This window comes from Paenibacillus sp. IHBB 10380 (assembly GCF_000949425.1).
Lineage (GTDB): Bacteria > Bacillota > Bacilli > Paenibacillales > Paenibacillaceae > Paenibacillus_AQ.
In genome coordinates this window covers 5,280,334-5,303,070 of sequence record NZ_CP010976.1, presented here as the reverse complement: position 1 = coordinate 5,303,070, position 22,737 = coordinate 5,280,334, and the positions used below count along the sequence as shown (strand labels likewise).

The window sequence follows — 22,737 nt, the reverse complement described above, 5'->3', positions numbered from 1 at the left end:
CGCATGATGCGACGGGTACTTCAAATTGTTATTCCTCGTGCAGTCCATCCTGATTACTTCGTTGCACCGCCATTTAAGTCTTTAATTTGTTGTACTGCCTTGTCCATCGCTTCTTTGGGATCTTTACCGTTATCCCAAATTTCCGGGAAAGCTGCATTTACAGGACTCCATATATTCCCCATTTCAGGAATGGTAGGCATAGGTTGAGAATTGATAACTTGTTGAGCGAAACCTGACACAAACGGATCACTCTTAATCTGATCAGATGCTAATGCCTCATTATTTGTCGGGATAGAACCCACTTTTTCATTCAGAAGAAGCTGTGCTTCCTTAGTGGATGCGAACTCAGCGAACAATTGTGCAGCATTAGGATACTGTGTAAAAGAGTTAACGTACCAAGCTTTAATACCAGACAACGAAATGGCAGGTTTGCCATCAATCGTTGGAATAGGTGCAATTCCAAGCTTATCTCCTAGTGCTTCTTTATAACCTGCAAGTTCCCAAGGACCCGTAATATCCATGGCTACATCACCCGCGTTGAATAAGCTACGTTTAATATCTGACGTAATATCAGCGCTCTTAATAGGGAGTGCTGCTTTTAGTTTCACATACGTTTGTAATCCTACAAGGGCTCCAGCCGAATTGATTCCAATGTCTTCTTTGTTCGTACCATTGTCACCGAAAATATATCCACCACCGGTAGCAATAAACGGATAGTTAAAATACAGATTACCCGGTTCCCACATAATCCCGTATCTGTTCTTCGATTTATCCGTGAACGTTTTGCTGAATTCGATAACATCATCGAATGATTTCGGAGCTTCCTTTACAAGTTCTTTATTATAAAAGAGTGCATAGGTTTCAGCTGCTCTTGGGTAACCGTACAGCTCACCATTAAAAGTTACCCCTTGAATGGATGCTGGTGTATTGTTAGCTATTGTTTCTTTAGCTAGCGCTTCATTTGTTAGTAGTAAACCCGCCTCTGCCGCTCTACCCAAGTTATCATGTGGGAACATTACAATATCAGCAGCTAATCCTGAAGGGCCATCTTGAGTTAATTTCGTAACTTGATCTGTTGCTTGCACTTCTTCAACTTTAACAGGAATGCCATATTTCTCTTCAAATTGCTTCGCCATTTCATCTGTGAATGTTCTCTCTTCCTTACTTTCCCAAACAGTCAGAGTAGCGCCCTCTTCGGGTTGAAGCGCCCCGTCAGCAATAACTTCTTCCGGTGCAGCTGTCTCGGTTGTTGTGTTGGATGCTTCTGGTGTAGCATTGTTCTTTACTTCGTTGGATCCACAAGCTGTAATGGAGAAAGCCAAAGTAACGGTAGCACACAACATCAACATTTTTTTCATTTTCATTTCAAATTCAAACCCCTCTCTAATGGTTATACCTTGCACTTCTTAAAAGCCTGACAATATGCGCAAACGATTTCATAAATCCATTAAATCAACCCGCTTACATACTTTAATATCTGTATTTATATCTATTTTGTTTGAGGTAAGCGCTTTATTAACGACTTAATCATACACAACAGAAGTTGTTTTGTAAAAACGTTTGCACATGATCATTCCACCTATATTCAACCATTTTATTTACAATATGTCCCTATATCTTTCTTTTGCACATAATAACTCCTTATTACAATGATTTACTTCTTTATCTCTGTGGAATATAGGGCAGTACTTACTTTTAGCATTGCTTTATATTTACAGCCTACCAATAGCGTTCCTAGCAGATCACCCCCATGAATCCGAGGGCGATTTAATATTTATCACACTAATATCCCTTTGTTTACTTCTTGTGATTTTTTATGGGTGTCATCATAGTGGACAATCTTTTTAGTCAAAACGTTAGTACTCCTATATTCCGTATAATTCATTGATTTCGAGAAGATAATATGGGGTATAGGCTTCTTATTTCTCCGTTTCCCTCTACTTTCATCTAATTTATTCTTATTTGTGGTATGATTATTATCATTATGCAAGGTTTGTTATTTACAAGCAGTAGACATTAGATTAAGATATCAATTGTAAAAACGAATATCTCGTTTGTTTGATTTAACGATTTACGCAAACGGTATCACTGGGAGGTCATTATGTCTGTAACGATTAAAGATGTTGCTAAAAAAGCTGGCGTATCACCCTCCACGGTGTCCCGTGTGCTATCAAATCACCCAAGAATTAGCCGTGAAACTTCTCGTAAAGTAAAGATCATTCTAGAGGAGATGGAATACCATCCCAATATCATGGCTCAGAGCCTCGTGTCTAAGACAACGAACAGCATTTGCGTTATTCTGCCTAAGTCTGCTGAAGAGTTATTCTTGAATTCATTTTTCATGGAATTAGTTCGTGGTATTGTGACACAAGCTAATCGTTCCGGCTATGATGTTGTGCTTAGTTCGGGAGGAAGCGAGCAAGAGGAAATTGACGTTGTATCCCGTTTAATTAATGGGAAAAGGGTCGACGGCGCTATCCTGCTCTATTCGCGTAAAGATGATCCTGTTGTTGAATTTTTGCAAAGTAACAATCACCCCTTCGTCTTAATTGGGCGTAGCGATAAATATCCTAATCTTTTATCTGTAGATAATAATAATGTTCAAGCCGCTTATGATGCTACCAAGCACTTGATTTCCTTCGGTCATAAACGAATTGGATTTGTCAGTGGTCCCCCCAATCATGTCGTTTCACTAGATCGGCTTAAAGGATACCAAGAAGCTCTTGAAGAAAGTGGACTTGAAATGCGCAAGGACTGGATTGTTGAAGGTGAGTTTCTACAAGAAAGTGGATACCGAGCCATGTCATTCTTCATGAATTTACCAGAGCGACCTACAGCCTTAGTTGTCGTGGACGACCTTGTATCTTTCGGTGTACTACGTGGTTTACATGAACTTGGATATAAAGTTCCTGATGATCTAAGTATTGTCAGCTTTAATAATATATCCATTGCGGAACTTTCAACCCCACCCATAAGTAGCATCGATATTGGTATTTATAATCTGGGTTATACTGCTTCACAAGCATTAATTCAATCGATCCAGCATGATGGAGAAAAACAATTTCAAAAAAGGCATATTATCCCACATCGGCTCGTCGTAAGGGAATCTTCTATGATTTCGGCAGCTGATCCAACCCATTAAATCTAGACATAATTACCTTTCCACATCGACTTTATGAACTCCATATAGTCTTTGCTTAAATATTAGAACATGTGAAGCAATCATTTGCTTCATATATTTTTAAAAGTAGTACAAACGTTTGCACAAATAAGGAGGAACTAATAATGAACACTACGAATACCCCTATTCAAGCTTGTTTATTCGACCTTGACGGCGTGCTTGTTGACACTGCAAAATATCACTTTTTAGCTTGGAAAAGACTCGCGGATGAACTTGGTTTTGAGTTTACTGAAAATGATAATGAAAGATTAAAAGGCGTAAGCCGTATGGCTTCCTTAGATATCTTGCTTGAGGTCGGTAATGTTCAACTCGATGATGCGACCAAGATCGCGCTCGCAGAGAAGAAAAATAACTGGTATGTAGAATACATTTCAACTATGGATGAGTCCGAAATCTTACCCGGTGCACTCACCTTTCTCCAAGAGTTGAAACAATATGGGATTAAAGTAGCCCTAGGCTCTGCCAGCAAAAATGCCATGACCATATTAAACAATGCCCACTTGGTTCCTTATTTCGATGCCATTATTGATGGAACCAAAACTTCATATGCTAAGCCAGATCCTGAAGTCTTCATACTCGGAGCAGAGGCAGTTCAAGTGTCTCCAGAGCATTGCGTTGTCTTCGAAGATGCCGAAGCTGGTATTGAGGCAGCGCTACGTGCAGGAATGCGTAGTATAGGTATTGGATCAACCAATACCCTCACCCAAGCAGAATATGTCGTATCTTCACTTGAAGAAATGTCTGTTGAGAAATTACAACGTATCATGTCCACAAAATAAATCAGCCGCACCCATTCTATCTTCATTCATAGAAATGTAAGAATAAGCGACACTATACGATATCATAACCTCTGAAGGAGACGATTTATGTGAAACAATATTTGAAGTTGGACCCATGGAATATTATCGAAGAAGGATTTGATCCCCATAACCATGAAATCTCAGAAAGTGTTTTTAGCATTGGTAATGGATACATGGGTCAACGTGCTAACTTCGAAGAAGATTATAGCGGTAGCACACTGCAAGGTAGCTATATGGCTGGAGTCTATTATCCTGACAAAACTCGTGTTGGTTGGTGGAAGAACGGGTATCCGGAATATTTCGCGAAAGTTCTTAACTGCACCAACTGGATTGGAATTCACGTAAATATCGAAGGCCAGCCTCTTGATCTGGCTACGTGTAACGTGAAGGATTTCATCCGCGTATTAAATATGAGAGAAGGAACTCTCTCTCGTAGCTTCATTGCTGAGCTTCCTGATGGAAAAGAAGTTAAAGTGGAAGCGATTCGCTTCATCAGTGTTAGCCACCGCGAAATTGGAGCCATTCGATATGCACTGACTCCTCTTAACTTTAGTGGGCAAATCTCCTTCACCCCATACCTTGATGGCGATATTAAGAATAAAGATTCTAATTATGACGAGAAATTCTGGATGGAAGTGTTCAAAGAGGCTGGTGTTGATGATGCCGTACTCACAATCAAGACTAAGAAACTAGACTTTCACGTCACTTCTGTCATGTCCTACACGCTAAGTAAGAATGGGCAACCCCTAACGGTTACGCCCGAATCCGTACAACAAGAGAAATATGTGGCTCACCATTTAGTAATGGATGTACAAGAGCAGGAGCAAATTGTACTCTATAAATATGTTGCTAATGTGACTTCACGTGACCATGGTCTGGGTCAATTGATTAGTACAGCACGAGCATTACTGCAAGAAGCCATGCAACTAGGATTTGAAGAGCTACTCCAAGAACAAATAAGTAGTTGGGATAGTAAATGGCGCGAGAGCGACATTGTGATTGAGGGCGATATTGCTGCACAACAAGCAATCCGCTTCAATATTTATCAACTTAACCAGACCTACAATGGTGAAGATGATCGACTAAATATCGGTCCTAAAGGATTTACAGGTGAGAAATATGGTGGTAGTACTTACTGGGATACAGAAGCCTACTGCTTACCGTTCTACCTCAGTACAGCAGATGCATCCATTGCGCGCAACCTTCTAGTCTATCGTTACAAGCATCTAGAAAAAGCAAAGGAAAATGCCAAAAAGTTAGGGTTCAGCAAAGGGGCTTTATATCCCATGGTTACGATGAATGGGGAAGAATGCCACAATGAATGGGAAATCACTTTTGAAGAAATCCATCGTAATGGCGCAATCGCCTATGCTATTTATAACTATGTAAATTATACTGGAGACACAGCTTATCTAGGACAATATGGTCTAGAAGTACTCACAGAGATTTCACGTTTCTGGGAAGAACGCGTCAACTATGTACCTGCCAAAGATCAATATATGATTCTTGGGGTCACAGGACCAAATGAATACGAGAATAACGTCAATAACAACTGGTATACAAACCATATGGCAGCATGGACGATGGAATACACACTTGAGGTACTAACTCATTTACAACAAAATGAACCTCTCATCTATAAAGAACTCATGGATAAAATGCAATTAAAAGAAGAAGAAACGTCTAAATGGCAGGATATTATAGCCAAAATGTATTATCCTTACGATACTGAACTGAACGTATTCCTTCAGCAAGATGGATTCCTAGATAAGGATCTTACTCCTGTCAGTGAGCTTGATCCTAGCAACCTACCACTCAACCAAAAGTGGTCATGGGATCGTATTCTTCGCTCCTGCTATATTAAGCAGGCGGATGTCTTGCAAGGCATATTCACCCTAAGAGATCGCTTCGACCTAGATACAGTCAAACGGAATTTCGATTTCTACGAGCCACTTACCGTTCACGAATCATCCTTATCTCCATGTGTGCACTCCATCTTGGCATGTGAGTTAGGATATAAGGAAAAAGCTTACGAAATGTATATGCGCACCTCTCGTCTTGATCTTGATAATTACAATAATGATACCGAGGATGGCTGCCACACGACAAGCATGGCAGGAACTTGGATGTCTGTAGTTCACGGCTTCGGAGGACTCCGTATAAAGGATGGTCAACTCCACCTAAGCCCATTCAATCCTGGCTATTGGAAGTCCTTCTCTTTCAAAGTCATGTTCCGCACATCGCGCCTTAAAGTAACGGTGTCAGAACATGATGTTACAGTAAGTAATGAAACAGATACCCAAGTACAAGTTAATGTACATGGTAGTGAATATACGGTTACTGGATTGTCCACCATTCAAGTAGACCTGTAACACAATAAGAAAGCAGTTCATATAACGTAACAACCCCCACAGCCATCAGACTGCCGTGGGGGTTGTTACGTTATACGAATTTAGTTGGTTTGGTTATCTTCTATAACTTTAGATGAAAAGACGCAATAAAAACGGCCCTATAGGATCATCTATCAGTTAATATGAATACCGTGTGGAGGACGACCTGCAGGCTTTCCGAAGAAATACCCTTGAGCAAACTTGATACCTGCATCTCTGCAGAATTCAAATTCTTCATACCGCTCAATACCCTCTGCAAGTACCAATCCGTTGAACTGGGCTGCTGCTTCAATGATTCTTCTAATCTCACACTGTTTCACTGGTTCTTTGTCACAAAGATCAATGAGACTACGATCAATCTTGACATAGTCAGGCTCAAGGGTGGTCATCAACTCTAGTGTAGAATATCCAGAACCTACATCATCAAGTGCAACGGTCATCCCATTACTTCGATATACATTAAAAATATCTAGTAGATGAGGTAGGTCATCAATCTTCTCCGTCTCCACCACTTCAAATACGAAATCTTTAGGGTCCAAGTTCAGACGGTCAATCGTTTCAAAGGTATGCGTCAAACAATATTCTGGATTATAAATGGAAGAAGGCAAGAAGTTAATAAATCTCTTGTACCCTGTCGGAAGCCACTTCGCACTCGTCTCAATCGCCGAGATCCGCGCCGCCCGATCCAGAAATGAGTGTAATCCCGTCTCTCGAGCGACCTCAAAAAGATTAGATGGCTGAAAAAATACCCCTTCCACGGCTGGGCGAAGCAGAAATTCAAACCCGACAATTTGTTCATTTATATCTACAATTGGCTGCATATGATTCGTGAATCTTTCTTGACGAATGATGTCAACAACAACGTGATGCTCTAAGGTAGCCTCAATCTGTGATAAGGTAAGCCACGGACTTAATTTGATATCTTTTTCAATTCCGGTTATAGATATTGTTAATTGATCTGTAGCTTCTATTGGTAAATTATGTATTAATTGCAGTAAATATAACATCTCCTCTTTGCTGTTATATGAAATGGCTACAAATTCCGTGAAAACTTCCATGCTGAGTCCCTTTTCTTGAATTGCAGCCGTTAACTGTAAATTCAAGGGTTTCAATCGTACCGTACCTTGGTCTTCTATAGGTTGTATTGGAGCGCAGCCGCTGCAGATCAATAGAACTCCTCCTTGGCATATTTTGCCGAAAATCGCTGTAGTTATTATAACATGATGGTTATTTTTGTGGGAATACTTTTGTTCTCATTTATAATTCATCAGGGGTAATTCATCCGAGATATAAATAAACTGACAGCAATAAAACACTGTCAGTTTGTTGTATTATTGAGGAATCGTTATTTTTTGACCGACTTTCAAGGCATGTACATCCGCAATTTTATTGAACTTAGCAATTACCGTCCAATCAACGCCATACTTTTGACCGATACGGTAGAGATTATCACCCTTTTTAATCACATATACAACCTTTGAAGCTTCCGGCTCCTGAACAGGAGGTGTTACAGGTTTGGTTGGTGTTGGTTTGGTTGGTGTTGGTTTGGTTGGTGTTGGTTTGGTTGGTGTTGGTTTGGTTGGTGTTGGTTTCGTTGGCTCTGGTTTCGACGGTTCAATTGGAGCCACCGGAGTTGTAACTTCGCCTGATTGACCTACCATTTTCAAGCTATATTTCGCAAAACCATCTTCCCCTGTGCTTATATATGACATTGCTTTGTTATTCTTCGCTAAAGCTTGTGCATCTGGAGAAGATACAAATGTAACATTCACAGTATCATTGATAGGAGCTAGTGACCAGTTACCATCTGCTGTAGGATTGATTGTACCTTCTTCACGAATATAATCAATAATGACTTGGCGATTCTCATCTGGTGCTGCCATCACGATTCGTTTGCCATCTGGATTGGCTAGCTTCGAGCTTGAAGCACGATAGTTATTCGTTGCAACAATAAATTTCTGTTTTAGGTCAATCGCTTTACCTTGATACTCCAAATTCTTGATACGACTAGAGGATGGATTAATAATGATAGCTTTAGCATCATACTTAGCTGGCTGAGTCACATCGATCTGATAGTTAACTCCATCAATAACATCGTAGTTGTAAGTAGGGAACTCTGAGTTAACCAAATTCTGTTCTTCCTTGCTAGTTGGGTCAATCTGATTGAATTGTCCAGCAGACCATTCTAGCCATTCCTTCAATTCTGCACCTGTTACCCATACCGCATGAACGGTGTTTGGATATACGTAAAGATCTGCCACATTCTTAATCGCGATTGTACCTGCCGGAATATTCGTATAATAAGAAGCTCCTGCACGGCCTCCTGCTTTGAATGGAGCACCTGCAGATAATACCGGCAATTTCTCATACTCAGTTCCTTGTAAGTTGTTGTTCACATACCACTTCTGAGCATTGGTCACGATCTGAATGGATGGATCATCTTGTACTAGGGCAAAGTAGCTGTTAATTGCTGCACTAGTCTTACCTACTGGACCCCGAATATAGTCTAACGTTTGTTTGTGCTCATCTTTCACAGCATCTACGACGGCTTGGTCCGCCTCCACCAAGGACTTCTTATTGGCAATGTCATAGATCGGACGCGCTTCAACTGCTGAATCAACGACAGTCCACTTTCCTCCAATCTGCTTCAAATCAAGATCAATGATTCCAAGATGATCTCCCCAGTAACCTGGTTCTACAGATGGAACACCATTAATGGTACCCTTCTCAATATCTACACCTTTAGCATTTTTGAAATCAGCGCTTGGGAAGGTTTTATGTGCATGTCCAAATAAGATAGCATCGATGCCCTCCACTTGGCTTAAATACAATACGGAGTTCTCCATTAAAGGCGTCTGTGGAATTTCTTCAAATCCAGAATGGGGAATAGCAACAATGATGTCTGCGCCTTCCTTCTTCATTTGAGGAATAAATTTCTTAGCTGTTTCTACAATATCTTTAGCCACAATCTTACCTTCTAGATTAGCCTTGTCCCATTGAGATACTTGTGGAGGAACGAACCCAATCACACCCACTTTAAGGGTATGCTCTTTCCCTGCCTCGTCCGTGATCTTCTTATCTAGAATTTGATAGGGAGTAAAATAGTTCTTATCATTGCTCTCATCTTTATCTCCATCTGCAATGTAAAGATTCGCATTAACGTATGGGAAGTTAGAACCTTCTAAGGATTGCTTCAAGAAATCCAGACCGAAGTTAAATTCATGATTACCGAGGTTACCAGCATCATAATCCAATAGATTCATAGCCTTGTAAACAGGATGGATTTCACCCTTCTTCAGTGGGTCTACTTTTGCTACGTAGTCTCCAAGAGGATTACCTTGAATCAAATCTCCATTATCAAAAAGAAGACTGTTCTTAGCTTCCTTTCTTGCAGCCTTAATTAAGCTAGCTGTCTTGGCAAATCCATACTGATCCGTATCCTTATCAGCATAATAGTCATAGTTCACGACGTTGACGTGCAAATCCGTTGTTTCCATAATCCGTAGCTTAGCAATTGCACTATCTCCCGCTGCATGGATTGGAGAAAGTGAAAGCGCTAACAAATTGAAAGCAACAGCAGTTGATGCTACAACCTTCAGCGTTTTGTGGTGCGAGTTAAACATAGTATCTCCCCTTAATAATAGTATGTATTACTTAGTCCCCCCTAAGTTTATATCGAGTCATCTTAAAAATAAAGAGATATATTTATCTCGCATAACAAACAATGCCTGAGACCCTGCCTCAGGCATTACATTAGCACTCTTGAACCATCTATAAAATCTCAATTCACAGGGGGTTTATACGATCCATTCACGCTTATCATTATCTTGACCTGTATACGCCATACGAGTCGGTTTAATATCTAAAATGACATAATTGGGATCATTGGGTCCTGTAAACCATTTCTCAAGTTCAGGACTCCATACCTTTTCTCGTAGACTTTCATCCGTACATATAGAACAGATCCCTTCGATCTCTATAACATCCTTACTTCCACCTATTTCATAACCCACTAACAAGGACACATGGGGATTTTCCTCTAACTCTTCAACTTTATGTGTTTGGCGGTTCGTAGCCAAGTGTAAGCTTAACCCTTCATTAAACAATACCATATACCTTTGTTTCGGTTTATTCCCCTCTATCGTAGCAAACGAGCAAATTTTATTGTGATCCAATGCTTTGACAATTTCCTGTTCTATTCTAGTTTTATCTAACATGATGTCATAACCTCTTCCTTTTCTTATTTGAGTGATAAAACACACGTATGAGTAATGTACCCATCTCTACTATTTTCAACCCATCTCCTCTTTATCATACGTTGTGACTTTACTATGACGAACAGCTTCATATTAGGGTATGATGGATAGGTCTATTGTCTTGAAAAGGAGCTTAAATTCATCTATGAAACGCTTAATTTGGATTGGTTGTTTGTCTTATTTCTTAATTGGTTTGGCACATGTCGTACTTGGTTCTGTGCTCCCAGTCATTCTGGAGCATTATGATCGTGAATACAGTGAAGGCGGACAGCTGATCTTTGCTCAGTTTGCCGGTTTCTTAGGTGGCGTGATGCTCTCCCCATGGTTAAACCGCCGTCTCGGCAAAAAGGGTAGTCTCCTTCTTGCCCTAGTTGCACTTTTTATTGCCGAATCCGTATACACCCTCCTTCCGCCTTGGGAATGGATGTATGTCACAGGAATTGTCGCAGGATTTGGGTTCGGAATGATCGAGGCTGTCATCGGAACCATCATTATCACAGGGGTTACCCATCAGACCGCTGTAGCCATGAGCAGGCTCGAAGTATTCTTCGGCGTAGGTGCTATGCTTATGCCACTCCTAGCTAGCGGTATGATCTACTTTGGCTGGTGGCGCTGGTCATTCCTTGTCGTCTCCCTCTTTGCCCTCATTACATTTATATTCTGGGCTAAGGGTTCTTTTGGAGCGTTAGACTCCATATTGAATGCACGAAACGTAAGCCCTCAACAGCCGAAGCAACCCAAAGTAGCGGTGTATCACAAGGGCCAAAAACGAACGCTAGCGATATTTGTTGTCTTCTTCTTTCTATATGTTGGCGTAGAAATGAGCTTAGCCAACTTCATGCCATCTATGCTTGTAGAGAAGATGAGTATGGACAAAGCAGGGGCTGCACTTAGTGTCACCTTCTTTTGGATTGCAATGTCAATCGGTCGCCTATTTGCAGGATATATAGCAGAGAAAATACGCTACCGTTCCTATGTACTTATAAGTAGTCTATCCGCCCTCATCCTACTTACTCTTTTCCCATTCACGAATCAGATCTGGTCTGCTTTTACCGTTATCACACTACTGGGTCTATTCATGTCGGGTCTTTTCTCCATAACGTTAGTATTTGCTAACAAGCTTATGCCCGGTACAGAGGAGTCAACCACAAGCATTCTAATTGCCGCTGGAGGTGTAGGTGGTGCTGTCCTTCCCTTAATCATTGGCTGGTGTATGGATCATCTAGTGGTTAACCAAACGGCTGGTATGCTTGCTGTGTTCACCGTAGGTCTGTTCCTGCTCAGTATAGCTGCATTTAGAGCTCAACATAGATATGATCAGACAGTTCAGGGATATCATTAGTCAGCATGTCAGAGTTACTGGACACCTCTTCCTTTGTAGACTATAATACTCATTGAAATGATCTAATTTCATAAGTACAGGGGTGCTGGAATTGGCCGGCTGAGAGTGTGTCCCACAAGACACTGACCCTTATACCTGATCTGGATAATGCCAGCGTAGGAACTAGCCGATATGGTTCATCCATATATCTATCTTGCGCCCATATGCGTCCCGATTACGGGGCGCTTTTTTTTGTTGCACAATAACACAGTGTATTTCACAAAAGGGGAGAGAAAGAAATGAGAAAGTTAGGAACGTTACTTCTCGTATGTATGCTCATACTAGTCGTAGCAGGATGCGGAGCAACCCGCAACAACGAAACGAATCAACAAGCAGCGACACCAGCAGGTGAGACTCCATCCACACCTAAGACATTAAAGGATGTTAAAGTTGTTCTGGATTGGACTCCTAATACGAATCATACTGGACTCTATGTAGCTAAGGATCAAGGCTATTATGAAGCAGAAGGATTAAACGTTGAGATCATTCAGCCTGGTGCTGGAGGATCGGATACGATGGTGGCATCGGGAGCCATCCCTTTTGGCATTAGCTATCAAGAAGCAGTCACCCAGGCACGCATCCAAGGTGTACCCCTTGTGTCCATTGCGGCAGTAATACAACATAACACTTCTGGATTTGCTGCACCTGTGGATCGCAATATTAAGACTCCGAAGGCATTCGAAGGCAAGACTTACGGGGGATGGGGTTCTCCAGTAGAAGAGGCTGTAATGAACTCTATCATGGAGAATGATAAAGGCGATGTTAAGAAGGTTAAAATAGTGAATATGGGCGAGGCTGATTACTTTACAGCTGTGAAGCGTGATATTGATTTCGCATGGATCTTCTATGCATGGACAGGAGTTGAAGCGGAGCTTCGTGGAGAGCCGCTTGATATGTTGTATGTGAAAGACTACGCTAAGGAGCTTGATTATTACACACCCGTCATTGTGACGAATGAGAAACAGATTACAGATGACCCCGAACTCGTAAAAGCTTTCATGCGTGCAACGTCCAAAGGGTATCAGTATGCGATTGATAAACCTGAAGCTGCTGCTGCAATTCTTAGTAGTTCTGTACCCGATCTGGACAAAGAGCTAGTACTCGCTAGTCAGAAATGGCTCAGTCCACTCTATAAAGACGATGCTGAGAATTGGGGAGAACAGAAAGCCGAAATATGGCAAGGATATTCCGCTTGGATGTACAAACATAAGCTTCTGGATAAACCATTAGAGATAGAAAGTGCTTATACGAATGACTTTCTACCTCAGGCAAAATAATAAGACTACACCCTCACTTTGAAAGGATGATATCACCATGGCTAATACTTTACTAAGCATTCAAGTAATCCCTAAGACACCCAATAATGAAGATTCTATTCCTTATGTAGATCGCGCCATTGAAGTCATACAACAATCCGGTATTAAGCATGAGGTTCATCCTCTAGAGACCACTATGGAAGGCGAGCTGGATGAGTTGCTGAGTATTGTTAAGAATATGCATGAAGCGCTTATAGCCGCAGGTAGCCCTAGTGTCATCTCTCAAATTAAAATAGCCCACAATCCAAAAGGTATAAGCATGGGTAAATTAACGGAGAAATATCGTCCATGAGCTTGATATGGAACAAAGTGTGGCCGCCCTTAGTGGCGGTCCTTATCTTTTTGACGGCATGGCAGCTCAGTACTTCACTCTTTAACATCGAAGATTGGATTCTCCCAGCTCCATCAGATATTGCACATGAGGCTTCCGCTGAATCCGCAAGATTATGGGAACACGCTCTAGCTACAGTAAAACTCACCTTAGGTGGATTTGCTATTGGAACAACCGTGGGGCTTGTGATCGCCTTCGTGTTACATAGAATTCCTTTTCTTCATTCTGCCCTTTATCCACTTCTCATATTGAGTCAAAATATCCCTACCATCGCCCTTGCCCCACTACTTATGATTTGGTTCGGTTTTGGCCTACTTCCTAAGTTTATTCTCATTACACTCGTTTGCTTCTTTCCTGTAGCTGTCGCTGCAATGGATGGGCTCAGACAAGCAGATCGAACGATGCTGGAATATATGCGAATGATCGGGGCTACCAAAGGTCAAATATTTACCAAGCTAGAGCTTCCACATGCCCTTCCTTCTATGTTCTCAGGGATACGTATCGCGGCAACGTACAGTGTTATGGGCGCAGTCATTGCCGAGTGGGTTGGCTCTGACAAAGGTATTGGCTACTATATGATGCTTCAAAAAGCTAGCTACCGTACCGATCGTATGTTCTTAAGTATTTCCATTATCGTTATTCTCAGCCTATTTATGCATACAGCCATTGTCCTATTAGAGAAAGGACTCGTACGCTGGAGTCCACGTCAAGATCGTTAGTGAACTTAGGATAAAAAGAACTCGCATCTTAATTCGCGAAAGGAGTGTGCACCTAGTCATGGAACAGCAAATACAGCAAATAAACAGTATTCAACACCAAGATCTACCCGCTACGCCACCAGCCTTAGAAGTTCACAATATTATCAAGGGGTTCAGCGGACGTAAACAGAACCTCCCCGTGCTAGATAAGATTTCTCTAACCGTTGCCCCTGGCGAGTTCGTATCCATTATTGGTCCATCGGGGTGTGGGAAGAGTACCCTTTTTCATATTATTGGCGGTGTCGTTCAACCGGAGACGGGAACGATACGAATGAACGGCCGCGAGGTGACAGGTAAAAAGGGCCTTGTCAGCTACATGCCGCAACAGCCTGCCCTATTTCCTTGGCGAACCATTGAAGATAACGTCATCTTAGCTCAGGAAGTAAACGGAATTCCAAAGAATCAAGCTCGGGAAGAAGCACGTCATTGGATCTCCAAAGTAGGACTGACTGGATTTGAGAACGCCTATCCGCATATGTTATCTGGGGGGATGCAGCAACGAGTAGCCTTTCTACGTGCACTTCTTAGCCCTCAAGAACTGATGTGTCTGGATGAGCCCTTCAGCGCGTTAGACGCCCTAACTCGAAGTGATATGCAACGTTGGCTACTTGATATTTGGGAGGAAAGTAGACGCTCTGTACTATTCATCACCCATAATATTGAGGAGGCACTCCTTCTCTCAAACCGTATATACGTATTCTCCAGTAGACCTGCTGCTGTACTACATGCCGTAGATGTCCCTTTTTCACGTCCACGTAAAGAAGAGATGACCGATGATCCCAACTTCCTCAAGCTAAAACGTGAGCTTTCTCAATGGATGCGGGAGGAGCAACAAAAAATGCAACGATTGAAGGGAATGCTATGATGAACAATCATAATGACCAACGGATCGCAGACGATGCCTCACTCGCTCCCTTCATTGATGCCCATATTCACCTTGATACCTATACGGAAGAGCAACAACATGCTCTACTTACAAGCTTAAGTCCCTCCATTGCCGCTGTAATTGCAGTCTCCATGCATCAGCAATCGAGTCAATATAATCTAAAGCTGGCTCAGAAGTATCCCTCACTTATTCACCCAGCCTTCGGCTTCCATCCGGAACAACCACTACCACTAGAAGAGGAGATCCTTCAGTTGTTCTCATTTATGGAGGAACATTTGAAACAGATGGTCGCCGTGGGTGAAGTCGGGCTACCGTATTATTCTAGACTAGAAGCGCAGGAGGCAGGCCTCTCCTTTAATCATGCGGCCTATGTAACTCTTCTGGAGCGCTTTATTTCTTTTGCCAGCATTCACAAGAAGCCTATTATACTGCACGCGGTATATGAAGATGCTGATATTGCTTGTAACTTATTAGAACAGTATAATGTCACTCGTGCACACTTCCATTGGTTCAAGGGATCTGCGAACACCGTAGAGCGAATGATTCATAACGGATATTATATTTCATTCACCCCTGATATCGTCTACGAACCAGAAATCCAAGAATTAGCCAGACTATATCCCAAAGATCAAGTCATGGCAGAGACGGATGGACCTTGGCCCTTCGAGGGTCCCTTTAGCGGTCAAATGACCCATCCGGAGATGGTGTCAACGGTTATCGAGAAATGGAGCCAATTACAAGGTCTGCCCGTGAGTAAAGCCCGTAAATTGATGTATGACAATACACGGCGATTCTACAAGCTATAAATTCGTCCATATAACCGTACACATAAAAAGCCACCCTTTTGAAGGATGGCTTGGGGTGATTAGTCTATTTTATCCTTTTGTATCCCCAACTGTCATTGTTGCATGAATCCCTTGCTATCTAAAAAGTCTTTCATATGCATGCGAGTTGGCTCTGCCAATCGCTTTGCCATCATTTGCGACCAAGTGGCATCATTCTGACCGTTGGTTCTTTCTAATAAGTATTGCTTTGTGGTAGCATCATAAGCCTTAGCCTCTTCCACGCTCTGCTCTTTAGAATATCCATTCATATGCAGAACTGCCTTCATCGGAAGTCTTGGACGCAATCCCGGCTCCTGTTCAGGGTATCCGATACACATGCCGAATAAAGGATATACCAGCTCAGGTAGCCCGAGCAATTCAGACACCTCCGCAATTTGATTACGAATACCACCAATATAGACGATGCCAAGTCCCAACGATTCAGCGGCGACAGCGGCATTCTGTGCAGCAAGGGTTGTATCTACAGTAGCAACAATGAAATTCTCTGTAGAGTCCTCGAAGGATGTATCTCCAAGATACGGTTCTGACGTCTTTTTTAACCGATATAAATCCGCGCACCACACAAGAAACACGGGGCATTGCTCAATATAGACCTGATTACCCGCTAATTTCGCAAGCTTGCTCTTGAGCTCTGGATCTGTCACAGCAATAACGGAGTACGCCTGTACATTACTTGAGGTCGAAGCCATTTGACCCGCAGCCACAATCGATGCAAGCTGACCTTGACTGACTGGGGTATCTTTATAAGCGCGAATAGACCGATGATTCATTAGTAAAGCAAGAGTTTCGTTTACATCATTGCTCATAACTCCATCACTCCTGATTGTTTCAATTAAATACTACTTAAGAATGAACAAGGAGAATCTCACAACTTCACACGTTGTAGACGGAGAGCGTTCAGAACAACGGAGACTGAACTGAATGCCATAGCTGCCCCCGCAAGCCACGGTGCTAGAAATCCTGCAGCTGCTATTGGGATTCCTATTGCATTATATCCCAGTGCCCAGAATAAATTCTGCTTAATGTTACTCATCGTTCTACGGCTCATCACAATAGCATCTGCTACTGCGTTCAGATCACCACGCATCAATGTCACATCAGCAGCTTCCATCGCTACATCTGTACCTGTACCAACCGCCATTCCAACATCAGCAGTCGCTAAGGCTGGTGCGTCATTAATCCCATCACCTACCATAGCAATGACTTTCCCACCCTGCTGTAACTTCTTCACTTCCTCAGCCTTACCTTCGGGTAGAACTTCTGCAAGCACAGACTTAATTCCAGCCTGATCAGCAATCGCCTTAGCTGTTCGTTTGTTATCCCCCGTGATCATAACGACTTCAATGCCCATGCTTTGCAGCCTAGACACTGCCGCTTTAGAAGTCTCCTTAATTGTATCCGCCACAGCTATAATTCCTGCATATTTACCGTCAATAGATACGAGCATGGCTGTCTTTCCATCCGTTTCAAGTTGATTCATCGTTTCACTTGCTGTACCTAGATCAATTCCATTCTCAGCCATTAGTTTACGTGTGCCTACTAGCATTTTACGACCATCAACAAAAGCCTTCACACCATATCCAGGAACATTCTCAAATTGCTTCGCCACAGGAAGTTCTAAGCCATTACTTCGAAGAAGAGCCCCCTGAACGATAGCATCCGCTAGTGGATGCTCAGAATGCTTCTCTACAGCAGCAGTCATCCGAAGAAGGGCACTTTCTGTCATGCTGTCCGCAGGTAAGACATCTGTTAAGACAGGTTTACCATGAGTCACTGTGCCAGTCTTATCCAGTACAACGACTTCAATTCCTTGTGCCAATTCTAGATGCTCTCCACCTTTAAAAAGAATGCCATATTCCGCAGCTCTGCCCGAGCCAGCCATAATAGAAGTTGGTGTTGCTAGACCTAGCGCACATGGACAGGCAATGACGAGCACCGCAATGGCTTTCTCTAGCGCACTAGAGAATTGTCCCTGCTCCACAACCAAATACCACACAAGGAACGTAATGACTGCTATCGCCACTACAATCGGTACGAAGATACCTGAGATCACATCAGCAATTCTCTGAATAGGCGCTTTCGATCCTTGCGCTTCTTCTACGACCTTTATAATCTGAGCAAGCGCTGTTTCTCTACCGACTTTAGTCGCTTGTATACGTAGCATACCATTCTTGTTCAGTGTAGCTCCAATCACAGGATCGCCAATATTCTTCTCTACAGGTATACTTTCACCGGTAAGCATAGATTCATCTATAGAAGAAATCCCCTCAATCACCTTACCATCGACGGGTATCTTCTCACCTGGCTTCACGATAATGATATCGCCAACCACAACGTCTTCCATAGAAATACTGATCTCTTCCCCATTACGAACAACTAAAGCCGTCTTAGCCTGTAATCCCATCAAGCTCTTAATCGCTTCCGAGGATCTCCCCTTCGCTACAGCTTCGAACCACTTGCCCACTAAGATCAACGTAATAAGGACACTGCTTGTCTCATAGTACATCTCTACTTGATGGTTCATCGCCATACTCAATGAATCTATCGTGAGATACAGACTATAGAAATAAGCTGCCGATGTCCCTAAGGCCACTAATACGTCCATATTAGCGCTACGATTACGCAGTGCCTTGTAAGCGCCAATGTAGAATTGACCGCCAATAATGAACTGTACAGGTGTGGCCAGAACAAGCTGGAACCATGGATTCATGAACAATGATGGAGCGGGAATCCATGAAGTAAATGAGAAATGACCTACCATTGCCCAAAGTAAAGGTAATGAAAGCAACGAGGAGATGATCCATTTCCATTTCTTCCGATTCATTTCTCGTTGACGCAGATCGGCTGTATCGCTCGCTTCCTCCTTCGGAATAGCTTTATAGCCAAGTTGCTCTACCTTATTTACTATTTCTTTAACCGTTATTTGCCCAGGAGCAAATTCAACATGAGCCGTTTCGAGAGCTAGATTCACATTGGCTTGAGTAATGCCTTCCATCCTGTTAAGCCCTTTTTCAATCCGAGTTGAACATGCGGCACAGGTCATGCCCGTAATCTCGAAATCCATCGTTTCCTTTAAAGTCCCATAGCCAAGAGACTCAATTTTTTGCTCAATAGTCTGTATATCTACTTGGTTAGAATCAAAGGTGACCGAGGCCTGCTCTAACGCCAAATTCACGTTAGCTCCCGCTATCCCTTCCATCCGACTTAAGCCCTTTTCAATCCTGGTCGCACATGCGGCGCAAGTCATACCCGTAATTTGCAACGAAACTTGCTTTTCACCCGTCTTTTGAGAATTTGTCATCTCACGCTCTCCCTTTTTTGAGGATTCACCATTTATAGTATAATACCCCCATAGGGTATAATAACATTAAAAAAATGCGCGGTTATCGGAATTATACAATCCTCTACCCGCACCTCTAATTGAATTAAACTACATCATACCCTTGATTAACAATGGCTTCCTTGATCGTGTCCAAATTTACTTTAGTATCATCATATTCAACAGTCACATTCTTGAGTTCTAGGTTAACCTTACCAACCGCACCCACACTCTTAACTGCTCCTTCTACTGCGTTCAAACAATGGTTACAAGACATACCTTCCACTTTTAACGTTGCTTGTTGCATATTCATTTCCTCCTAATGTTCATTTCATTAATTTGTTTACCGTCTTCAGTAGTTCGTCAATAACATCATGATCGCCGGCTTCAATACGCTCCACGACACAACTCTTCATATGTCCTTCAAGCAATAATTTACCTACACCATTTAATGCTGCTTGACTGGCTGCAATCTGATTAAGCACGTCATCACAATACGTATCCTTCTCAATCATTCCTTTAATACCACGAATTTGGCCCTCAATACGATTTAAGCGAGTTATGAGGTTACTCTTGGTCTGATCTGAGTGATGGCTATGTCTCTCAGTAGCATCTGTATGACAATGATCGGCCTCAATTTCAGGAGTCTTCGGCTGTTCCGATGTATTACCTTCATTACCCATTTCCATGGACATACCTCCTGCTCCATCTACACATCCTAGGATGTAACCTCATCTTATCATACCCCCCATGGGTATATCAAGTATTTTAACTGTCCACTTATTTTATTATTTTTCTTCAGAGTCGTTTTTTTATTCTCCCTACTCAGAGCCTCATTGCTCAAAGCACCTTTGACGGAGAGAGCAGCTTAGGATTCATCATTTGATTATGTATTTGACAACTGAGTATTACACATGTAGTATTACATTTGTAGTCAATAAAGGTTAGGAGGTAAACCAGTGAAAAATGTTCCCCATATATCCGATGCGGAATGGGAAGTAATGAAAATTCTCTGGGCAAAAACACCATGCACGGCAAACGAAGTGATTGAGGCTTTAGAAGGTCAAACGGATTGGAAACCTAATACAATAAGAACGCTTTTAAACAGATTAGCTCAAAAACAAGCCATTTCCTATTCACAAAAAAACAGGGTATATGCTTATTTCCCGTTAGTATCCGAAGACGAATGTGTAAAGTCCGAGACCAAGTCCTTCCTAAAAAGAATCTACGGCGGCGCATTTAAGCCGTTGCTTGTTAACTTTTTGAAAGAAGAACAGCTATCTCCGGAAGATATTAAAGAATTAAAAAACATCCTTGACGACAAAACAGAATAAATCATTTGCGGATTGGCATTGTAGTTGGCGTTAAATCTTTGACTCGATTAAGGAAAGGGAAGGGTGAATGTGACTAGAATAACCGAACACCTGATTAATCTCTTTGATTGGGTATGGTCTGTCTCGGCCATGGCAAGTGTTTTGGTTGTACTGATTGTAATGATGCAGTACATGCTTAAGCATCGTCTGAAACCAAGATGGCATTACTTAATGTGGCTGTTGGTTATTGTACGATTAATTCTGCCATGGAGCCCAGAGAGCGAATTCAGTATTTATAATTGGATCGGTAATACGGACTCAGTTCAATCGGTTGTACAAGTTAATCAGGAAGAACTACTTACAAGTGCTGTTGCACCGGAAACTACTGCACAATCTATTTACCGATATGTATTGTTTATATGGCTAGTTGGAGTGTGTTTATTAGGGACATACACAATCCATATCAATAGGAAATTTGCCCAAAAGCTGAAAAAAGAGACCGTTACGATAACAAACGTAAGAATACTGCAGCTTTTCGATCATTGTAAAAAAATGATGTCGATAAATAAACCCATTGCTCTTGTCGAATCTTATAATTTGGGAACACCAACTCTTTTCGGTGTGGTGAAACCCCAATTGATTATGCCCCACACTATTCTAAACAGCTTAAGTGATGACCAATTGCAGCATGTGTTCTTACATGAACTGGCTCACAGCAAACGAAACGACATTGGGATTAATTGGTTCATGAATGTTTTACTGATTATTCATTGGTTTAATCCAGTTCTTTGGTACGCTTATCGTCGAATGCGGGAAGACCAGGAAATCGCAAGCGACGCTCTTGCACTCAGTTACCTTACTCCTGACAAAAGACATGATTATGGATATACACTCATTAAATTGTTGGAAAATTTCTCGCAGCCTGTTCAAGTTGCAGGAAACGTAAATATTACAGGAAGCAAAATACAACTACAAAGGAGAATTAAAATGATCAAACAGTTTAAATCAAATTCGTATCGTTGGTCGTTCCTTGGAATGGCAACGTTAGTCTTCATAAGTGGCTGCGCTTTAACCGATCCCAAAGCCAGTCAGACACCTACACAATTGCCGAGCACAACGGCCTCCGAACAGAATTCGAGTGTAGACTCTTCCGTAGAGCTAGAACCAACAGTCTCCAAAGATAAATCAAGCGCTAACTCTTCTGTAGAGCTAGAACCAACAGCTTCCAAACAAAAATCGAACGCGGACTCTTCCGCAGTGCTAGAACCAACAGCTTCCAAACAGAAATCAAGAGCTGACTCTTCCGTAGGGCCACAAGTAACAACTTCCAAACAAAAATCGAGAGCTGACTCTTCCGTAGGCCCACAAGTAACAGCTTCCAAACAAAAATCGGGAGCTGACTCTTCCGTAGGGCCACAAGTAACGGCCCCGTAGTACCCCAAAAACTGCGCATTACGGCAATAAGCGTACAAACGTATTTTGTTAGAGCGATACCTTTAAATAAAAACGGCCTTTTCGCAGATGATGCGAATAAAGGCCATTTTTTTATTTAAATCTGGGAAGAGGAGTCGACAATCAATGCAAAATCGGATACTCGAAGCCTTATTCATATCATATTCGTTATAAAGAGCCATTGAAAATTAGGTATTGCTTCACTTACCTTCTCGCATTCATTTCATGCGAAGTTTGGTGAAGTTCTTTAATCATATGCTGTAACAAATTACTCTTTTGGTGGCTAATTCCACTCTGATTATCCTGAAGAATCATTTCATGAATGTTCTTTTTCAAGATTACACTACGACGTTCCAACACCGCTTGGTTCATTAACTTAATCACTCCTGATTGGTTTTTGACTTGGTCGATATCTTCTTCTCTAATTATAGAGGTTACGGAGTTATAGTGAAAACAACCTAAGCGCTGCCCTCCTGCTATATAACAGACTGAGCACATGAGAGCCGGAC

At 42.0% G+C, this 22,737-nt stretch carries 20 protein-coding genes and 1 riboswitch; of the genes, 11 read left to right on the top strand and 9 right to left on the bottom strand.

Annotation, left to right across the window (positions count from 1 at the left end):
* Window positions 1-53 precede the first annotated feature (53 nt).
* Window positions 54-1,364 (bottom strand): sugar ABC transporter substrate-binding protein, encoded by a 1,311-nt coding sequence (locus UB51_RS23985; RefSeq protein WP_044879467.1) that lies wholly within the window; start codon window positions 1,362-1,364, stop codon window positions 54-56.
* A 737-nt stretch (window positions 1,365-2,101) separates the two neighbouring features.
* Here UB51_RS23985 and UB51_RS23980 point away from each other — a divergent pair.
* The 3 genes from UB51_RS23980 (at window position 2,102) to UB51_RS23970 (ending at window position 6,353) form a co-directional block, all read left to right on the top strand.
* Complete coding sequence (locus tag UB51_RS23980; protein WP_044879466.1) at window positions 2,102-3,142, top strand: LacI family DNA-binding transcriptional regulator; 1,041 nt, start codon at window positions 2,102-2,104, stop codon at window positions 3,140-3,142.
* A gap of 143 nt (window positions 3,143-3,285) precedes the next feature.
* On the top strand, window positions 3,286-3,960 hold the full coding sequence (pgmB, locus tag UB51_RS23975) for a beta-phosphoglucomutase (RefSeq protein WP_044879465.1): 675 nt from the start codon (window positions 3,286-3,288) through the stop codon (window positions 3,958-3,960).
* Window positions 3,961-4,049: 89 nt separating this feature from the next.
* Window positions 4,050-6,353 (top strand): glycoside hydrolase family 65 protein, encoded by a 2,304-nt coding sequence (locus tag UB51_RS23970; RefSeq protein WP_044879464.1) that lies wholly within the window; start codon window positions 4,050-4,052, stop codon window positions 6,351-6,353.
* Between the two features lie 152 nt (window positions 6,354-6,505).
* Here UB51_RS23970 and UB51_RS23965 read toward each other — a convergent pair whose 3' ends face one another.
* The 3 genes from UB51_RS23965 to UB51_RS23955 all read right to left on the bottom strand — a co-directional run bounded on the left by UB51_RS23965 (window position 6,506) and on the right by UB51_RS23955 (window position 10,588).
* Window positions 6,506-7,540, bottom strand: coding sequence for an EAL domain-containing protein (locus UB51_RS23965; RefSeq protein ID WP_044879463.1), 1,035 nt, complete (start codon window positions 7,538-7,540; stop codon window positions 6,506-6,508).
* A gap of 162 nt (window positions 7,541-7,702) precedes the next feature.
* Window positions 7,703-9,994, bottom strand: coding sequence for a bifunctional 2',3'-cyclic-nucleotide 2'-phosphodiesterase/3'-nucleotidase (locus UB51_RS23960; protein WP_044879462.1), 2,292 nt, complete (start codon window positions 9,992-9,994; stop codon window positions 7,703-7,705).
* Window positions 9,995-10,168: 174 nt separating this feature from the next.
* Window positions 10,169-10,588: a pyridoxamine 5'-phosphate oxidase family protein gene (locus UB51_RS23955; protein ID WP_044879461.1), complete on the bottom strand. Its 420-nt coding sequence runs from the start codon at window positions 10,586-10,588 to the stop codon at window positions 10,169-10,171.
* A 184-nt stretch (window positions 10,589-10,772) separates the two neighbouring features.
* Here UB51_RS23955 and UB51_RS23950 point away from each other — a divergent pair, with 184 nt between their 5' ends.
* The 6 genes from UB51_RS23950 (at window position 10,773) to UB51_RS23925 (ending at window position 16,105) form a co-directional block, all read left to right on the top strand.
* Window positions 10,773-11,969 carry an MFS transporter gene (locus UB51_RS23950; RefSeq protein WP_044879460.1) on the top strand — a complete coding sequence of 399 codons (1,197 nt, stop codon included), beginning with the start codon at window positions 10,773-10,775 and terminating at the stop codon, window positions 11,967-11,969.
* A gap of 68 nt (window positions 11,970-12,037) precedes the next feature.
* A riboswitch (TPP riboswitch) is annotated at window positions 12,038-12,148 on the top strand.
* A gap of 99 nt (window positions 12,149-12,247) precedes the next feature.
* Window positions 12,248-13,285 carry an ABC transporter substrate-binding protein gene (locus UB51_RS23945; protein WP_044879459.1) on the top strand — a complete coding sequence of 346 codons (1,038 nt, stop codon included), beginning with the start codon at window positions 12,248-12,250 and terminating at the stop codon, window positions 13,283-13,285.
* A gap of 37 nt (window positions 13,286-13,322) precedes the next feature.
* Complete coding sequence (locus tag UB51_RS23940; RefSeq protein WP_044879458.1) at window positions 13,323-13,616, top strand: MTH1187 family thiamine-binding protein; 294 nt, start codon at window positions 13,323-13,325, stop codon at window positions 13,614-13,616.
* Window positions 13,613-14,374 (top strand): ABC transporter permease, encoded by a 762-nt coding sequence (locus UB51_RS23935; protein ID WP_044879457.1) that lies wholly within the window; start codon window positions 13,613-13,615, stop codon window positions 14,372-14,374. The genes UB51_RS23940 and UB51_RS23935 overlap by 4 nt, the downstream gene beginning before the upstream one ends.
* Before the next feature lie 58 nt (window positions 14,375-14,432).
* On the top strand, window positions 14,433-15,278 hold the full coding sequence (locus tag UB51_RS23930; RefSeq protein ID WP_044879456.1) for an ABC transporter ATP-binding protein: 846 nt from the start codon (window positions 14,433-14,435) through the stop codon (window positions 15,276-15,278).
* Entirely contained in the window at window positions 15,275-16,105 is an 831-nt protein-coding gene (locus UB51_RS23925; protein WP_445322389.1) for a TatD family hydrolase, read from the top strand. Before UB51_RS23930 ends, UB51_RS23925 begins: the two co-directional genes overlap by 4 nt.
* Before the next feature lie 92 nt (window positions 16,106-16,197).
* Here the strand turns inward: UB51_RS23925 and nfsA are convergent, their stop codons facing one another.
* From nfsA to UB51_RS23905, 4 genes are all read right to left on the bottom strand, one after another.
* A complete protein-coding gene (gene nfsA / locus UB51_RS23920; RefSeq protein ID WP_044879455.1) occupies window positions 16,198-16,950 on the bottom strand; it encodes an oxygen-insensitive NADPH nitroreductase in 753 nt (250 codons plus the stop codon).
* Between the two features lie 59 nt (window positions 16,951-17,009).
* Window positions 17,010-19,445, bottom strand: coding sequence for a heavy metal translocating P-type ATPase (locus UB51_RS23915; RefSeq protein ID WP_044879454.1), 2,436 nt, complete (start codon window positions 19,443-19,445; stop codon window positions 17,010-17,012).
* Between the two features lie 124 nt (window positions 19,446-19,569).
* Window positions 19,570-19,770, bottom strand: coding sequence for a copper ion binding protein (locus tag UB51_RS23910; protein ID WP_044879453.1), 201 nt, complete (start codon window positions 19,768-19,770; stop codon window positions 19,570-19,572).
* A 19-nt stretch (window positions 19,771-19,789) separates the two neighbouring features.
* Window positions 19,790-20,158: a metal-sensitive transcriptional regulator gene (locus UB51_RS23905; protein WP_445322344.1), complete on the bottom strand. Its 369-nt coding sequence runs from the start codon at window positions 20,156-20,158 to the stop codon at window positions 19,790-19,792.
* Window positions 20,159-20,422: 264 nt separating this feature from the next.
* Here UB51_RS23905 and UB51_RS23900 point away from each other — a divergent pair, with 264 nt between their 5' ends.
* On the top strand, window positions 20,423-20,797 hold the full coding sequence (locus UB51_RS23900) for a BlaI/MecI/CopY family transcriptional regulator (RefSeq protein WP_044879452.1): 375 nt from the start codon (window positions 20,423-20,425) through the stop codon (window positions 20,795-20,797).
* A 69-nt stretch (window positions 20,798-20,866) separates the two neighbouring features.
* On the top strand, window positions 20,867-22,210 hold the full coding sequence (locus tag UB51_RS23895) for a M56 family metallopeptidase (protein WP_044879451.1): 1,344 nt from the start codon (window positions 20,867-20,869) through the stop codon (window positions 22,208-22,210).
* Between the two features lie 222 nt (window positions 22,211-22,432).
* Here the strand turns inward: UB51_RS23895 and UB51_RS28605 are convergent, their stop codons facing one another.
* Entirely contained in the window at window positions 22,433-22,600 is a 168-nt protein-coding gene (locus UB51_RS28605; protein ID WP_199924968.1) for a hypothetical protein, read from the bottom strand.
* Between the last annotated feature and the right edge of the window lie 137 nt (window positions 22,601-22,737).

Coding starts and splice junctions, on each gene's coding strand:
- UB51_RS23905 (WP_445322344.1), bottom strand. CDS start 20,158: ATGTCCATGGAAATGGGTAATGAAGGTAATACATCGGAACAGCCGAAG.
- UB51_RS23940 (WP_044879458.1), top strand. CDS start 13,323: ATGGCTAATACTTTACTAAGCATTCAAGTAATCCCTAAGACACCCAAT.
- UB51_RS23910 (WP_044879453.1), bottom strand. CDS start 19,770: ATGCAACAAGCAACGTTAAAAGTGGAAGGTATGTCTTGTAACCATTGT.
- UB51_RS23950 (WP_044879460.1), top strand. CDS start 10,773: ATGAAACGCTTAATTTGGATTGGTTGTTTGTCTTATTTCTTAATTGGT.
- UB51_RS23915 (WP_044879454.1), bottom strand. CDS start 19,445: ATGACAAATTCTCAAAAGACGGGTGAAAAGCAAGTTTCGTTGCAAATT.
- UB51_RS23935 (WP_044879457.1), top strand. CDS start 13,613: ATGAGCTTGATATGGAACAAAGTGTGGCCGCCCTTAGTGGCGGTCCTT.
- UB51_RS23985 (WP_044879467.1), bottom strand. CDS start 1,364: ATGAAAATGAAAAAAATGTTGATGTTGTGTGCTACCGTTACTTTGGCT.
- UB51_RS23955 (WP_044879461.1), bottom strand. CDS start 10,588: ATGTTAGATAAAACTAGAATAGAACAGGAAATTGTCAAAGCATTGGAT.
- UB51_RS23930 (WP_044879456.1), top strand. CDS start 14,433: ATGGAACAGCAAATACAGCAAATAAACAGTATTCAACACCAAGATCTA.
- pgmB (WP_044879465.1), top strand. CDS start 3,286: ATGAACACTACGAATACCCCTATTCAAGCTTGTTTATTCGACCTTGAC.
- UB51_RS23980 (WP_044879466.1), top strand. CDS start 2,102: ATGTCTGTAACGATTAAAGATGTTGCTAAAAAAGCTGGCGTATCACCC.
- UB51_RS28605 (WP_199924968.1), bottom strand. CDS start 22,600: ATGAACCAAGCGGTGTTGGAACGTCGTAGTGTAATCTTGAAAAAGAAC.
- nfsA (WP_044879455.1), bottom strand. CDS start 16,950: ATGAGCAATGATGTAAACGAAACTCTTGCTTTACTAATGAATCATCGG.
- UB51_RS23945 (WP_044879459.1), top strand. CDS start 12,248: ATGAGAAAGTTAGGAACGTTACTTCTCGTATGTATGCTCATACTAGTC.
- UB51_RS23960 (WP_044879462.1), bottom strand. CDS start 9,994: ATGTTTAACTCGCACCACAAAACGCTGAAGGTTGTAGCATCAACTGCT.
- UB51_RS23925 (WP_445322389.1), top strand. CDS start 15,275: ATGATGAACAATCATAATGACCAACGGATCGCAGACGATGCCTCACTC.